Origin of the sequence: Streptomyces sp. NPDC020299, from assembly GCF_044387825.1 — a bacterium.
GTDB lineage: Bacteria > Actinomycetota > Actinomycetes > Streptomycetales > Streptomycetaceae > Streptomyces.
Window position 1 is genome coordinate 391,111 of the sequence record NZ_JBIRWL010000007.1, and the last position, 13,933, is coordinate 405,043.

At 70.8% G+C, this 13,933-nt stretch carries 13 protein-coding genes; 10 read left to right on the forward strand and 3 right to left on the reverse strand.

Annotation, left to right across the window (positions count from 1 at the left end; translation table 11 throughout):
- Positions 1 to 176 precede the first annotated feature (176 nt).
- Positions 177 to 1,070, reverse strand: a complete 894-nt coding sequence (locus ACH45E_RS20805) for an RNA polymerase sigma factor SigF (RefSeq protein ID WP_361443673.1) — start codon at positions 1,068 to 1,070, stop codon at positions 177 to 179.
- Positions 1,071 to 1,352: 282 nt separating this feature from the next.
- Here ACH45E_RS20805 and ACH45E_RS20810 point away from each other — a divergent pair, with 282 nt between their 5' ends.
- The 6 genes from ACH45E_RS20810 (at position 1,353) to ACH45E_RS20835 (ending at position 6,981) form a co-directional block, all read left to right on the forward strand.
- Positions 1,353 to 1,730, forward strand: coding sequence for an STAS domain-containing protein (locus tag ACH45E_RS20810; RefSeq protein ID WP_361443676.1), 378 nt, complete (start codon positions 1,353 to 1,355; stop codon positions 1,728 to 1,730).
- Positions 1,731 to 2,137: 407 nt separating this feature from the next.
- Positions 2,138 to 2,695: an ATP-binding protein gene (locus ACH45E_RS20815; RefSeq protein WP_361443679.1), complete on the forward strand. Its 558-nt coding sequence runs from the start codon at positions 2,138 to 2,140 to the stop codon at positions 2,693 to 2,695.
- A 231-nt stretch (positions 2,696 to 2,926) separates the two neighbouring features.
- Positions 2,927 to 3,664, forward strand: a complete 738-nt coding sequence (locus tag ACH45E_RS20820) for an LPXTG cell wall anchor domain-containing protein (protein ID WP_361443682.1) — start codon at positions 2,927 to 2,929, stop codon at positions 3,662 to 3,664.
- A 28-nt stretch (positions 3,665 to 3,692) separates the two neighbouring features.
- Entirely contained in the window at positions 3,693 to 4,571 is an 879-nt protein-coding gene (locus tag ACH45E_RS20825; protein WP_361443685.1) for a hypothetical protein, read from the forward strand.
- Positions 4,568 to 5,689 (forward strand): hypothetical protein, encoded by a 1,122-nt coding sequence (locus tag ACH45E_RS20830; RefSeq protein WP_361443688.1) that lies wholly within the window; start codon positions 4,568 to 4,570, stop codon positions 5,687 to 5,689. The genes ACH45E_RS20825 and ACH45E_RS20830 overlap by 4 nt, the downstream gene beginning before the upstream one ends.
- A gap of 14 nt (positions 5,690 to 5,703) precedes the next feature.
- A complete protein-coding gene (locus ACH45E_RS20835) occupies positions 5,704 to 6,981 on the forward strand; it encodes a hypothetical protein (RefSeq protein WP_399041190.1) in 1,278 nt (425 codons plus the stop codon).
- A gap of 73 nt (positions 6,982 to 7,054) precedes the next feature.
- On the opposite strand, the gene ACH45E_RS20840 is transcribed toward ACH45E_RS20835, so the two are convergent.
- Positions 7,055 to 8,551 (reverse strand): oligopeptide:H+ symporter, encoded by a 1,497-nt coding sequence (locus tag ACH45E_RS20840; RefSeq protein WP_361443694.1) that lies wholly within the window; start codon positions 8,549 to 8,551, stop codon positions 7,055 to 7,057.
- A 497-nt stretch (positions 8,552 to 9,048) separates the two neighbouring features.
- On the opposite strand from ACH45E_RS20840, the gene ACH45E_RS20845 reads away from it, so the two are divergent.
- Positions 9,049 to 9,726 (forward strand): response regulator transcription factor, encoded by a 678-nt coding sequence (locus ACH45E_RS20845; RefSeq protein ID WP_361443697.1) that lies wholly within the window; start codon positions 9,049 to 9,051, stop codon positions 9,724 to 9,726.
- Positions 9,727 to 9,762: 36 nt separating this feature from the next.
- Positions 9,763 to 11,034, forward strand: a complete 1,272-nt coding sequence (locus ACH45E_RS20850) for an ATP-binding protein (protein WP_361443700.1) — start codon at positions 9,763 to 9,765, stop codon at positions 11,032 to 11,034.
- Positions 11,035 to 11,584: 550 nt separating this feature from the next.
- Here the strand turns inward: ACH45E_RS20850 and ACH45E_RS20855 are convergent.
- Positions 11,585 to 12,088, reverse strand: a complete 504-nt coding sequence (locus tag ACH45E_RS20855) for a GtrA family protein (RefSeq protein ID WP_361443703.1) — start codon at positions 12,086 to 12,088, stop codon at positions 11,585 to 11,587.
- 184 nt (positions 12,089 to 12,272) lie between these two features.
- Between ACH45E_RS20855 and ACH45E_RS20860 the strand changes: the two genes are divergently transcribed.
- Positions 12,273 to 13,412 (forward strand): 5-(carboxyamino)imidazole ribonucleotide synthase, encoded by a 1,140-nt coding sequence (locus ACH45E_RS20860; RefSeq protein ID WP_361443706.1) that lies wholly within the window; start codon positions 12,273 to 12,275, stop codon positions 13,410 to 13,412.
- The gene (gene purE, locus ACH45E_RS20865; protein WP_361443709.1) at positions 13,409 to 13,933 is read left to right on the forward strand and encodes a 5-(carboxyamino)imidazole ribonucleotide mutase; all 525 of its coding nucleotides are present in this window, start codon (positions 13,409 to 13,411) and stop codon (positions 13,931 to 13,933) included. The genes ACH45E_RS20860 and purE overlap by 4 nt, the downstream gene beginning before the upstream one ends.

A 13,933-nucleotide genomic window follows, 5' to 3' on the forward strand; every position in this document is an offset into this window, starting at 1 on the left:
TGGCCGGACTGACGTACCGGCCAGTTTGGCGTGACCAGAGTGACGGAGGAGAGCGCTTGCGAGAAGCAGGGCGGCCAGGAAGAGATCAGGAAGAGACACGGCAGAGACAAGACGGAAGAGACAAGGAAGAGAGCGGCGAGGTTTCTCCGGGGGCGTCGGAGAAACCTCGCGGACCTCTACTCGTCCACGGTCAGCCCCTTGCGCAGCCGCACCAGCGTGCGCGACAGCAGCCGCGACACGTGCATCTGCGAGATGCCGAGTTCGTCGCCGATCTCCGACTGGGTCATGTTGGCCACGAACCGGAGGGAGAGGATCTTCCGGTCCCGGGCCGGGAGTTCGGCGATGAGCGGCTTCAACGACTCGACGTACTCGATGCCTTCGAGCTCGTGGTCCTCGTAGCCGATGCGGTCCGCGAGGGCGCCCTCGGAATCGTCCTCCTCGGGCTGGGCGTCGAGCGAGGAGGCGGTGTACGCGTTCGAGGCGGCCATGCCCTCGACGACCTCGTCGGTGGAGATGCCCAGCCGCTCGGCGAGTTCGACCGGGGTCGGCGCGCGGTCCAGCTTCTGGGCCAGCTCGTCGCCGGCCTTGGCCAGGTCGAGCCGGAGCTCCTGAAGCCGGCGCGGAACGCGCACGGACCACGAGGTGTCACGGAAGAAGCGCTTGATCTCGCCGATGATGGTTGGCATCGCGAACGTGGGGAACTCCACGCCGCGGCAGAGTTCGAAGCGGTCGATCGCCTTGATCAGGCCGATGGTGCCGACCTGGATGATGTCCTCCATCGGCTCGCTGCGGGAGCGGAAGCGCGAGGCGGCGAACTTGACCAGCGCGAGGTTGAGTTCGACGAGGGTGTTGCGGACGTACGAATATTCGTGCGTCCCCTCCTCCAGCGACTCCAGTCGCTCGAAGAGGGTCTTGGAGAGGGCGCGTGCGTCGAGAGGGGCGATCTCGTCGTACGGGGGGATCTCCGGGAGTCCCTCGAAGGGATCCATGGGATTGATGGGATCCAGTTTTTCCGGTGGGGGTGTCGACGTCGCTGTCCGGGTATGCGATGCGTCGAGCCGGGGTGACATGGGTGTCCTCCATCGTTCTCGGCATAAGGCTGCCGAAGCCATGCGTGCACTGCGGTGTGCGGCGCCTCCAAAGCCGGCCGTGTTGGTTACGTGTCTTACTAGCCCTACCCGTTTCAACAGGGCTGCCGCAAGTGCGTTCTGGTGTGATATGTCCGTTTGTGTGGGGTTGTTCGGGTGTCGGAGTGCGTATAGAAGGCGTAGTGTTCGAGAGCATCAACCTGGCTCCGGCCGGGCGTCAGCAGGGCAACAGGCAGCAGCCACGACCTCGGGAGTAGAGACGGCATGGACCGCGGGACGGTCGGCAGCGCACAGTCGGGCCGGCTTCTGGTGGAGGTGCGGGAAGAGGGTTCCAGCGCTGTAGTGACTCCGGCGGGTGAGCTCGATCACCACACCGCCGATCTATTGCGCGAACCCCTCGACGACCTCCTCGACAAGGGATTCTCGCGACTCGTCGTGGACTGCTCGCGGCTGGAGTTCTGCGACTCGACGGGTCTGAACGTGCTGCTCGGCGCGCGACTGCGGGCCGAGGCCGCCGGTGGCGGCGTGCACCTGGCGGGCATGCTGCCCGTTGTTGCACGCGTGTTCGAAATTACGGGGGCGGAGGCGGTCTTCACCGTCCATGACTCCGTCGAGGGGGCCCTGGCGGACGAGTCCGGCTGAGCCGCCGCCGTCCGCACCGGTCAACGCCGAACATGGGGGGGTGTCGCCCCGGTTCGCCCGGGCAGGAGACATCCTGAACCTGTCGGCCCCGGGGTGCGGGAACACCGTGGAACCGGCGAACGGCCCGCGTGCGACGTACGTACCCAAGGGCACCGGCGGACACGGTGGGCCACCGGGCCGGCCGACGGGAGCGGACGGGAGCCGAACGGAACCGACTGGAACCGACCGGAACCTATTGGTGTCTTCCGGTACTGATCGGTATCGGTCGGCCTCAAAGGGTGACCCATGGGTGAGAAGGGTCACTCGTGGGTGACGGGTGACCGATTGGCAGGGATCGAGATCGGCAGCAAGATCGAGACTGAACGACTTATGAATCGTGAATGGTGAATCGGTGAGGTGAAGCGCTGATGAGCACCACCCGGCCTTACTCGCCGGGCGACCGCGGCCCGGAGCCCAGCGGCGCTTCCGGGGCGTCCGAGGGGGGTGCGCCGGAGACCGGCGCGTCCGCGGGGGCAGCGGCCGTGCCGTGCGGGCCGTCGGAGGGGGGCCGCAGGCCCCGCCAGGAACGGCGGCTGCGCCTGGACGGCGAGAGCGGTGTCGTCCCGCTCGCCCGCGACTTCGCCCGCCAGGCGCTGTACGCGTGGGGCTGGCTGCCCGCCGCGTCCGCCGACCAGCGGGCCGCCGCCGAGGATGTGCTGCTGGTCGTCTCCGAGCTGGTCACGAACGCCTGCCTGCACGCCGAGGGCCCCGATGAACTGGTCATCGCCTGCGACAACAAGGTGATCCGGGTGGAGGTCACCGACCGCGGCAGCGGCCAGCCCGCGCCCCGCACCCCGCACCGCGCCGGGCGCCCCGGCGGTCACGGCATGTTCATCGTCCAGCGCCTCTGCCTGGACTGGGGCGTGGTCCGTACCCCGGGCGCGTCGGGCAAGACGGTCTGGGCGGAACTGGGCGCCCCGGCGTAGTCCTCGCCGCGGGCCGATGTTCGCGCCGTTCGCCGTCGGCTCGCCCCGCCCACTCTCTCCCCACCCCCGCCTGACCATCGGGTTACCCAGGGTCACCCCCCTTCATTCGACTCTCGCCATGCGCACGCGGGATCGCCACAACTCCGGTGTGCGCCGTGTCTTCCTTCCTCACGACCCCGGGCGTACCTTGACGGCCCGATCTGATGTGCCGTCAGGAAACGAGGTGGGGCCGTGTACTCGAAACGAACCGCCGCGCTCGCGTCGGCCGCGGCCCTGGCCGGCTCCGCCGTGCTGCTGGCCGCCCCCGTGGCCCACGCCGAGGTCGTGGACGTCAACTACCAGTGCAAGACGCCGATCGGTGACAAGAGCGCCGTCTCGCCCATCGACATCAAGGGCGTCAAGAGCGGCAGCGGCTACAAGCTCACCATGAGCTGGCAGAAGGGCGTCTCCTCCAGCCCGGTCGAGCTCGGCAAAGGCGCGATGAACCCGAGCGCCACCATCACACTGGGCGGCGCCGACAGCGGCACCGTCAGCGTGACGGGCCCGGCCAACCAGGCGGCGATCCCCGCCAACACGCCGATCAAAATCAATGACTTGAGCGGCACCTACACCCCGAAGAAGACCGGCAAGGTCACCTTCACGGCGGGCGTGCTCACCATCAAGGCGCTCGGCACGACGACCACCTGCACGCCGACCAACAGCCCCAAGCCGTCCCTGACTCTTGATGTCACGGCCGCGGGCGGCGGCTCCTCGCCGTCGCCGAGCGGCGGCGGCGGCAGCAGTGGCAGTGGCAGCGGCAGCAGCAGTGGCAGTGGCAGCGGCAGTGGCACCGACTCCGGTGGCCAACTCCCCCAGACCGGACCCGAGGACTCCGCGATAGCGCTGGGCACGCTCGGTGGCACCGTCCTCCTCACGGGCGCGGCGGGCGCGTTGTGGCTCACCCGCCGGAACCAGGCCGTACGCCGCTGACCACCGGGTACGAGCGCTGGAGCCGCCCATGCCGTCCGTCACCCGCGTCCGCCGTCTGCGCCTCGGCCTCCCACGGCCGGCGGTGTCTCTCCTGGCCGTGTCCCTGCTGAGCCTGCTCGCCGCCCCGCCCGCCTCGGCCGCCGACGGCTGGACCCTCGCACCCCTGGGCGGCGACCGCCCGTCCGTCTACGCCGAGGGTGCACCCGGCGCGGTCCTGCGGGACACGGTGTCCGTGACCAACCGCGGCCGAAAACCGGTCGCGGTACGGCTGACCGGCACCGGCACCGGCCTCCAGGTCGCCTTCGCCCGAACCCGGGTCCGCGTCCCCGCCCGCACCCGCGCCGACGTGCCCTTCACGGTGACCGTCCCGGCCGGCACCGCCCCCGGCGACCGCGCCGGCACGATCATCGCGCGGGACGGCGACGGCCGTACGGCGGCCGTGGACCTGCGCCTGCGGGCCGTCGGGCCGGCGCTGTCCGTCGAGCACGTCGCCGTCCACGGTGACCGCATCTCGTACGAGCTGGTCAACCGCGGCACGACGGCCCTCGTGCCGACGCTCGCGGTGCGCGCCGACGGCCTCCTGGGCCGCTGGGTCCTGGACCGCGCCCCGCTGTCCCCGGGCGAGCGGCTGCGGCTGGCCGAGCCGTGGCCCGGGCGGCCCGCGCTGGACGGGGTCGACGTGCGGCTGACGGTGACGGCGCCGGGTGGGGCGCACGCCACGGCGGGCACGTCGGCGAGGTTCGTGCCGTGGGGTGCGGTGACGGGGACGGCCGGGGCGGTGGCCGCCGGGGCGATCGCCGTCGTCGTACGGCGGCGTGGGCGTCGTACACCAGAGGCCGAACCCCCGGCCGATCCTTCGGTCGAACCCCCGGTCGAACAAGCTCGGTTGACGGGAGCGGTGCGGTGAGCGGCAAGGGGCGGATACCGGCACTGGCGGCGGCCCTCGTGCTGCTCCCGCTGCTCCTGCTGCCCCTGGCGGGCAGCGCGTCGGCGGCGTCCGGGCCGAGTGTCGCGCTGTCCAAGTCCCAGGCGGGTACGGGTGGTTCGATCACCGCCAGCGGCAGCGGCTGGCGCCCGCACGCGCTGCTGATGGTGCTGATCTGCGGGCAGGCCACCCCGTCCCGGGGTGTGATCGGCGGCACCAACTCCTGCGCCAACGCGGACGGCCGGGCCGTCACCACGGACGCGAAGGGCGGCTTCAGCAAGAAGCTGCCGGTCGCCGAGCCGCCGGTGCCGTGCCCGTGCGTGGTGCACGTGGCCACCGTCACCGGGGCGAAGGCGGACGCCGACGCGGCGCTCAAGGTCGCCGGGCACCCGGTCAAGCCGCTGCCCGCCGCCTCTTCCGGCGGCACGCTGTCCGTCCTCAGCGACACCCGGCTGGCAGGGTCCAGTGGGCTGCTGACCTGGTTCGGGGCGCCGCCGTCCCGCACGCTCGTCTTCACCGTCGGCAATGCCGGCACCTCCGACATCAAGGACCCCGTCTTCCAGGTCGGCACCGCGCACGGCGTGTTCGCCCCCCAGTGGGACGAGCAGCAGTGGCGCGGCACCCTAGGACCCGGGAAGAAGGCGCAGATCAAGCTGCCGGTCGAACTGGCCGCCGGGGCGCACGGCGACTACACCGTCTCCCTGAAGTACGGCGGCAAGGTGCTCGCCGAGCAGCCCTGGGGGGTGGACCGCCCCTGGGGCGTGACGCTGTTCTGGCTGCTGCTCTGCGTGGTCGTGCCGGCCGCGCTGTTCCGCGTCGGCATGGCGGTGGTCGACCGGATCAGGCCGCGCCGGGCGGGCGGCGGACGCCGGCGCAGGGCCCGCCGGGCAGCGCCGGTCCTGCGGCTGCCGAGGTCCCGACCCGCTCCGGAGCCGCCCGCTCCCACCTCGACCCTGCCGTGGTTCACCCCGGACTCCCATCCGGGCGAGGCCGGCCGGCTCTCCGCACCGCACGACGACAGCCCGACGAGTCCTACGACTCCCACGAGCCCCGCGACTCCCACGAGTCCTACGACTTCCACAAAGAAGGGACCCACGTGAGCAAGCGAAGGAGAGTGACGGCGACCGGCGGACCCGGCGCGCGGCGAGCGGGCGCGGCGGCTGCCGCGCTGGCGCTCTGTTCGGCGGGCGTGCTGCTCGGCGTGAGCGCCGGGTCCGCCGAGGCCGCCGAGGTCTCGTACGCCACCCACTGCGTACCGCCCGCGGGCATCGACCCCGTCGACGGCACCACGAAGGTCGAGATCACCGCGCCGGCCACGGCGAAGGTGGGGGACACGGTGGACGTGGTGTGGAAGTTCACCCAGGCCGCGTCGAAGAACCCGAACATCATCGACCTGCCCGCGAACTCGGTCCAGCCGTCCGGCACCCTCAAGGCGTCCGGGGCGCAGACCGCGGACATCGCGATGCAGGGGCCGCGCGAGAACCCCGCGATCCCCAAGGGCGGCGACATGGTGCTGTCCGACATGAAGGGCACGCTGAAACTGACCACGGCCGGCGAGGTGAAGCTGACGCCGGACGCGTACACCGTCAACGCCATGACGACGGACACCAAGTGCAAGCCGACCGTGACGGTGCAGCCGTCGGCGACCATCCAGGTGACGGCGGGCACGGGCACCGGCAGCGGCACACCGACGGGCTCGGCCACCCCCACCAAGTCCTCGACCCCCACCGCCACCGCCAGCGCCAGCGACGGCACCGGCCAGACCGACTTCACCGGCAAGGAGGTGCAGATCCCCTACGCGTGCAAGACGCCCATCGGCGACAAGAACGCGACCTCCCCGGTGCAGATCAACGCCAAGAAGGACGGCGGGAACTTCGATCTCACCGTGCAGTTCAAGAAGTCGGTGATGGACAGCCCGGCCCCCATCCCCAAGGGCTCCGTGAAGCCCTCGATGGAGGTGGTGCTCGGCGGCGCGGACAAGGGCACGGTGCACGTCGAGGGCCCGACGAACTCGGCCGACATCAAGACCGGCGACCCGATGACGATCCCGGCGCTCACCGGCACCTACAAGCCGGGCGCGAGCGGCAAGTCGACCTTGTCCCCGGGCGTACTGACGATCAAGGCCCTCGGTACGACGACGACCTGCACGCCGACCAAGACCGAGGTCTCCCTCACCCTCGACACCAGCGAGCAGGCCAACGGCGCGTCGGGCGGCTCCTCGACCTCCGGGGGCGGCAGCTCCACCTCCGGCGGCAGCAGTGGCAGCGGCGGCCTGGCCGAGACGGGCGCGAGCGACCACGGCGCACTCAAGGCCCTCGGCCTGGTCGCGGGCACGGCGATCCTGCTGGGCGCGGCGGTGTTCACGTTCATGCCGGGACGGCGGACCCGCTGACCCGCTGAAACGGCAGGAGGGCCCCCGCGCCTTCTCGGCGCGGGGGCCCTCCTCGAAAAACCTCGGGCGTGCGTCAGTGCACGTCGCCCATGAGCTCCTTGACCTTCTTGCGGTACATCCACACCGCCGCACCGGCGAGCACGGCGAGGGCGGCCTCCAGGGTCACGATGCCCGTCTTGTTGAGGTCGACGCCTGCGATGGAGAGCAGACCGGTCGTGGCGTCACCGGCGGTGACGGCCAGGAACCAGACGCCCATCATCTGGGAGGCGTACTTCGCGGGCGCCATCTTCGTGGTGACCGACAGGCCTACCGGGGAGAGCAGCAGCTCGCCGACGGTCTGCACGAAGTAGATGCCGACCAGCCACATCGCGGCCGCCTTGTGACCGCCGTCGGCGATCCCCAGCGGGGCGAGGAACAGGAAGAAGGACGCGCCGACCAGGACCAGGCCCATCGTGAACTTCACCGCGGTGCTCGGCTCCTTGCCGCGGCGGGCGAGCGCCAGCCAGGCCCAGGCGAACACCGGCGCGAACGCCATGATCATGACCGGGTTGACCGACTGGTACCAGGAGACCGGGAACTCCCAGCCGAAGACCGTGTTCTTCGCCGAGGCCTCGGCGAACAGGGACACCGTCGAGCCACCCTGGTCGTAGATCATCCAGAACACGGCGGCGGCGACGAAGAACCAGATGTACGCGGTCATCTTCGACTGATCGGCGCGGTCGAGCTCCTTGTCCCGCTTGATGCGGGCGATGACCAGCACGGGGATGACCAGACCGGCGATCGTGATCGGGACCAGCAGCCAGTTCAGGGTGTAGACGCCGGAGAAGCCGACGATCGCGTAGAAGACGACCGCGATGCCCGCCCACAGGGCGGCCTTGGTCAGGGTGGCCTTCTTCTCCTCGGCCGACAGCGGGGTCGGCACGATGTCCGAGCGCGAGCTCAGGTGGCGGGTGCCCAGCAGGAACTGGCCGAGGCCGAGCGCCATGCCGAGCGCGGCGAGCGCGAAGCCCAGGTGCCAGTTGTAGCTCTCACCGACGGTGCCGATGACCAGCGGCGCGGCGAAGGCGCCCACGTTGATGCCGATGTAGAAGAGCGTGAAGCCACCGTCGCGGCGCGGGTCCTCCGGACCGTCGTACAGGTGCCCGACCATCGTGGAGATGTTGGCCTTCAGCAGACCGGAGCCGATCGCGACCAGGCCCAGACCGGCGAAGAACGTGCCCGCGCTCGGCAGAGCCAGCGTGAGGTGGCCCAGCATGATGACCGCGCCGGCCACGGCGACCGTCTTGCGGGGGCCGAGGACACGGTCGGCGAACCAGCCGCCCGGCAGGGCGAGCAGGTACACCAGGGACACGTACACCGAGTAGATCGCGGTCGCGGTGGCCGCGCTCAGGTGCAGGCCGCCCGGTGCCACGAGGTACAGCGGGAGAAGGGCCCTCATGCCGTAGTAGGAGAAACGCTCCCACATCTCGGTCATGAAGAGGGTGGCCAGGCCGCGGGGGTGGCCGAAGAAGGTCTTCTCGGAACCGGGGGTGCCCGGGCGGACCGAGTCCTTCGTCAGGCTGGACGCCATGGTCGTTCCTTGCTGGTCGGGACGCGCTCGCAGGAGCGTCGCGCGCCCGGTGGGGGGAGTCGGCCGGCACCGGCGGGGTCGGTCGTCCGCCCCCACGCCCGAGGGGTGTCCGCCCCGGATCACGGAGCGGTGGACGGCGACCACCGGGATCCACGCCCCCGACGCGGCGACGCGTCCGGAGCCCGGCCAGAGGTCATTCCTTTCAAGGCCGGCGTCAGGCGCCGGCCCGCACGCAAAAGAGACCTTCAGCGTCAAGTGCTCGCGAAGGTCCCCTGTGTGCTACAGGCGTTCCGGATCACTGTACGTCACGACACCGCCTGATATGGAAGGACTTGAGACACGGATCACAGGTGTCGGCGGAACCACGGCAGCGATTTCGAAGGTCCCTCCTACGATCGCACCTTTCGGCCATAGGTTCGCACCACAGTGTCCCAAGGTAAGAATCCCTGCCCGCGATCACACCCCAGCAGAACGCGCAACCGGACTACCATCAGCTCATGACCCGTGTACTGCTCGCCGAGGACGACGCGTCCATCTCGGAACCGCTGGCCCGCGCCCTGCGCCGGGAAGGTTACGAGGTCGAGGTGCGCGAGGACGGACCCACCGCGCTCGACGCAGGACTGCAGGGCGGCATCGACCTGCTCGTGCTCGACCTGGGCCTGCCCGGCATGGACGGCCTGGAGGTCGCCCGCCGGCTGCGTGCCGAGGGGCACACCGTGCCGGTCCTCATCCTGACCGCGCGTGCCGACGAGGTGGACACCGTCGTCGGCCTGGACGCGGGCGCCGACGACTACGTCACCAAGCCCTTCCGGCTCGCCGAACTGCTCGCCCGGGTCCGGGCCCTGCTCCGGCGCGGCGCCGCCGAGCCGCAGCAGCCGCCCGCGACGCACGGGGTACGCATCGACGTCGAGTCGCACCGGGCGTGGATGGGCGACGAGGAGCTCCAGCTCACCGCGAAGGAGTTCGACCTGCTGCGGGTGCTCGTGCGGGACGCGGGGCGGGTGGTCACCCGGGACCAGCTGATGCGCGAGGTGTGGGACACGACGTGGTGGTCGTCCACCAAGACGCTGGACATGCACATCTCGTGGCTGCGGAAGAAACTCGGCGATGACGCGGCGAACCCCCGGTACATCGCCACGGTGCGCGGGGTCGGCTTCCGGTTCGAGAAGAGCTGAGCGGGGCTGTTGTAGAGCCACCGCCCGGAGGTCCTTGTGCGTCGTCGTCTGATTCAGTCCACCCTTGCCGTGGTTCTGGTCGTGATCGCCGTCTTCGGTGTGTCGCTCGTCATCGTCGAGACCCGGACGATCAGCAACAGCGCCCAGGAACGGGTGGACTCGGAGGCGGTCCGGCTGGCCAGCATCGTGGACAGCCGGATCCTCGGTGCGCAGGACGTCACCACCGAGGTCCTGCGCAAACAGGTCACCAAGGACCAGTACGCGGTCATCCGCATGCCCGGACACCCGCCGATCGAGGTCGGTACCAGGCCGCAGGGCGACGTGATCCACTCCACCGAGGTCGGCGAGGAGGGCGAGACGGTCACCGTCCAGGAGCCCCGCTCGACGGTGACCCGGGAGGTCGGCCGGACGCTGCTGATCATCGGGCTGGTCGCGCTGCTCGCGGTGGTCGCCGCCGTGCTGCTCGCCGTGCGCCAGGCCAACCGGCTCGCGTCCCCGCTGACCGACCTGGCGGAGACCGCCGAACGCCTCGGCTCCGGCGACCCGCGCCCCCGGCACAAGCGGTACGGGGTCCCCGAGCTGGACCGGGTCGCCGATGTGCTGGACTCCTCCGCCGAGCGCATCGCCCGGATGCTCACCGCCGAACGCAGGCTCGCCGCCGACGCCTCCCACCAGCTGCGCACGCCGCTGACCGCGCTGTCGATGCGGCTGGAGGAGATCACCCTCACCGATGACCCGGACACGGTGAAGGAAGAGGCGAACGTCGCGCTGACCCAGGTGGAACGCCTGACGGACGTGGTGCAGCGGCTGCTGACGAACTCCCGCGACCCGCGCACCGGATCCGCCGTCACGTTCGACCTCGACGAGGTCATCCAGCAGCAGCTCGCCGAGTGGCGGCCCGCCTACCGCAGTGTGGGCCGGGCGATCGTCAGCTCGGGCAAGCGGCACCTCCAGGCGGTCGGCACCCCGGGGGCGGTGGCCCAGATGCTGGCGGCGCTGATCGAGAACTCCCTGATGCACGGCGGCGGCACGGTCGCCCTGCGCACCCGTGTCACCGGCAACCAGGCCGTGGTGGAGGTCACCGACGAGGGCCCCGGCGTCCCGGCCGACCTGGGCGCCCGCATCTTCGAGCGCACGATCAGCGGGCGGAACTCGACGGGAATCGGCCTCGCCGTGGCCCGCGACCTGGCGGAGGCCGACGGCGGCCGTCTGGAGCTGCTGCAGGCCCAGCCGCCGGTCTTCGGCCTGTTCCTGTCCCGGACGCCGCCGTCCCGGAAGCCGGCGGAGGACAGCCCGACGGTCCGGTAGGGCGGGGCTGGGCGGGGCTCCGGGGCCGGGTTCGTGGCTTAGGGGTCCTTGCACTATGCCCGCCCGGGTCACGCGGCCTGGCACCGCACCTCGCCGCGTTGCCGAAAAGCCCTAGTAGCTCCGCTACGAGGGCTTTCCGGCGCCTTGCGATGCACGGCACCAGACCACGCGACCTGATCGGGCGCTCATAGTGCAAGGACCCCTTAGGGAATCCGCACGATCGGCGGGCGGAACTCGACGGGATCGGCCTGGCCGTGGCCCGCGAGCTGGCGGAGACGGACGGTCGGCCGCCCCTGGGGGTTTCGCCCCCGCCGCCCCTACCCTTCCCGTCCTCCAGGGGCTCCGCCCCTTCGACCCCGCCAGGGGCTGCGCCCCTTCGACCCCGCCGGGGGCTCCGCCCCTTTCGACCCGCAGGGGCTCCGCCCCTGGAGCCCGGCGGGGCTGTACCCCTGTTCCCCGCCGGCCCCGTGGGGCTGTGGCCGTATGAGCTGAATGCAGGACGAGCCGCCGGTGGCGGACAGCTCGACGGTCCGCCAGGGGAAGCCCAGAGTTACGGGACCCGCTGCGTGGGGCGGGGCTTCTTCGATTCCGCTACGAGGATCGTTTCCGCGCCGGTCACGGCCTCGCGGGCCGGGAGGGCCTTGAAGACCCAGGTGCGGTAGGACCAGAAGCGGAAGAGGGTCGCGACCCCGATGCCGACGAACTTGAAGACGTTGCTCTGCAGCGGGCTGTCCCAGCCGAAGCCGTACGTGGCCAGGTACAGGACGCCGTTCTCGATCACCAGGCCCACCGCGCTGAACAGCAGGAACAGGGTGAGCTCCCTGGTCCGGCCGCCCTTGTCGCGGTCGCGGTAGGCGAAGTAGCGGAAGCCGACGTAGTTGAAGGCGATCGCCACGACGGTGGCGATCACGCTCGCCCGGACGACCTGGAGGTCGGTGACGTGCCGCACAAGGTTGAACACGCCGAGATTGACAAGGATGCCCGCGCCGCCGACGGCGCCGAATTTGGCGACCTCGCGTACGAGCCGGTGCAGCCCCGAGGAACCACGTTCCATGGTCGTGCAGGCTCCCGTCCGTAGGTTTGACCAACCCCGCCATGCTATCCGGCCCTCCGCGAGGTTTCCTGTGGACGGGCTCGGAGGTCGGAAAGAACCCGGAAAGTACCGGGTAAGAGGCGCGGAATCGGCGCGGAGGAGGCGCGGAATCCGGCCGCCCTGGCGCGCCCGATACCCTAGGGGCGTGACGTTCCCGGTAGTCGGCATGGTCGGCGGGGGCCAGCTCGCGCGTATGACACACGAAGCGGGCATCCCGTTGGGCATCAGGTTCAAGCTCCTCAGTGACACCCCTCAGGATTCCGCGGCACAGGTCGTGAACGATGTCGTCGTAGGCGACTATCGCGACCTGGAGACGCTGCGCGCCTTCGCACGGGGCTGCGACGTGATCACCTTCGATCACGAACACGTACCCACCGAGCACCTCAGGGCCCTGGAGGCGGACGGCATCCCCGTCCGCCCGGGCCCCGACGCGCTCGTGCACGCCCAGGACAAGGGCGTGATGCGCGCGAAGCTCACCGAGATCGGCGTCCCGTGCCCGCGGCACCGCATCGTGGCCGACCCGCACGACGTGGTCGCCTTCGCCGCGGAGGGCGACGGCTTCCCGGTCGTCCTCAAGACCGTCCGCGGCGGCTACGACGGCAAGGGCGTGTGGGTGGTCGAATCCGCCGAGGAGGCCGCCGAGCCCTTCCGCGCCGGCGTCCCGGTCCTCGCGGAGGAGAAGGTCGACTACGTCCGCGAGCTGGCCGCCAACGTCGTACGCTCCCCGCACGGCCAGGCCGTCGCCTACCCGGTGGTGGAGTCGCAGCAGGTGAAGGGCGTCTGCGACACCGTGATCGCACCCGCGCCCGGCCTCGACGAGGACCTCGCGCTGAACGCCGAGCGGATGGCCCTGACCATCGCCAAGGAACTCGGCGTCGTCGGCCACCTCGCCGTCGAGCTGTTCCAGACCCGCGACGGCCGCATACTCGTCAACGAGCTGGCGATGCGCCCGCACAACTCGGGTCACTGGACCCAGGACGGCGCGATCACCAGCCAGTTCGCCAACCACGTACGGGCCGTACTGGACCTCCCCCTCGGCGATCCGCGCCCGCGCGCGACGTGGACGGTCATGGTCAACGTCCTCGGCGGGGACTACCCGGACATGTACTCCGCGTACCTGCACTGCATGGCCCGCGACCCCAAGCTGAAGATCCACATGTACGGCAAGGACGTGAAGCCCGGCCGCAAGGTGGGTCACGTCAACACCTACGGCGACGACCTGGACGACGTTCTCGAGCGCGCACGTCACGCTGCCGGTTACCTGAGAGGCACGATCACCGAATGAGCCCCGTTGTAGGCATCGTCATGGGGTCGGACTCCGACTGGCCCGTCATGGAGGCCGCCGCCAAGGCGCTCGACGAGTTCGAGATCGCGTACGAGGTCGACGTCGTCTCCGCGCACCGCATGCCCCGCGAGATGATCACGTACGGCGAGCAGGCCGCCGACCGCGGGCTGAAGGTGATCATCGCGGGCGCGGGCGGCGCCGCCCACCTGCCCGGCATGCTGGCCTCGGTCACCCCGCTGCCGGTCATCGGCGTGCCCGTGCCGCTGAAGTACCTCGACGGCATGGACTCCCTGCTGTCCATCGTGCAGATGCCGGCCGGTGTCCCGGTCGCGACCGTCTCCGTCGCCGGCGCCCGCAACGCCGGTCTGCTCGCCGCCCGCATCCTCGCCGCGCACGACGAGGACCTGCTGGCGCGGATGCGTGACTTCCAGCAGGACCTGAACGACCAGGCCACCGAGAAGGGCAAGCGCCTGCGCTCGAAGGTCGAGGGGCCCGGCGGCGGCTTCGGTTTCGGGAAGTGA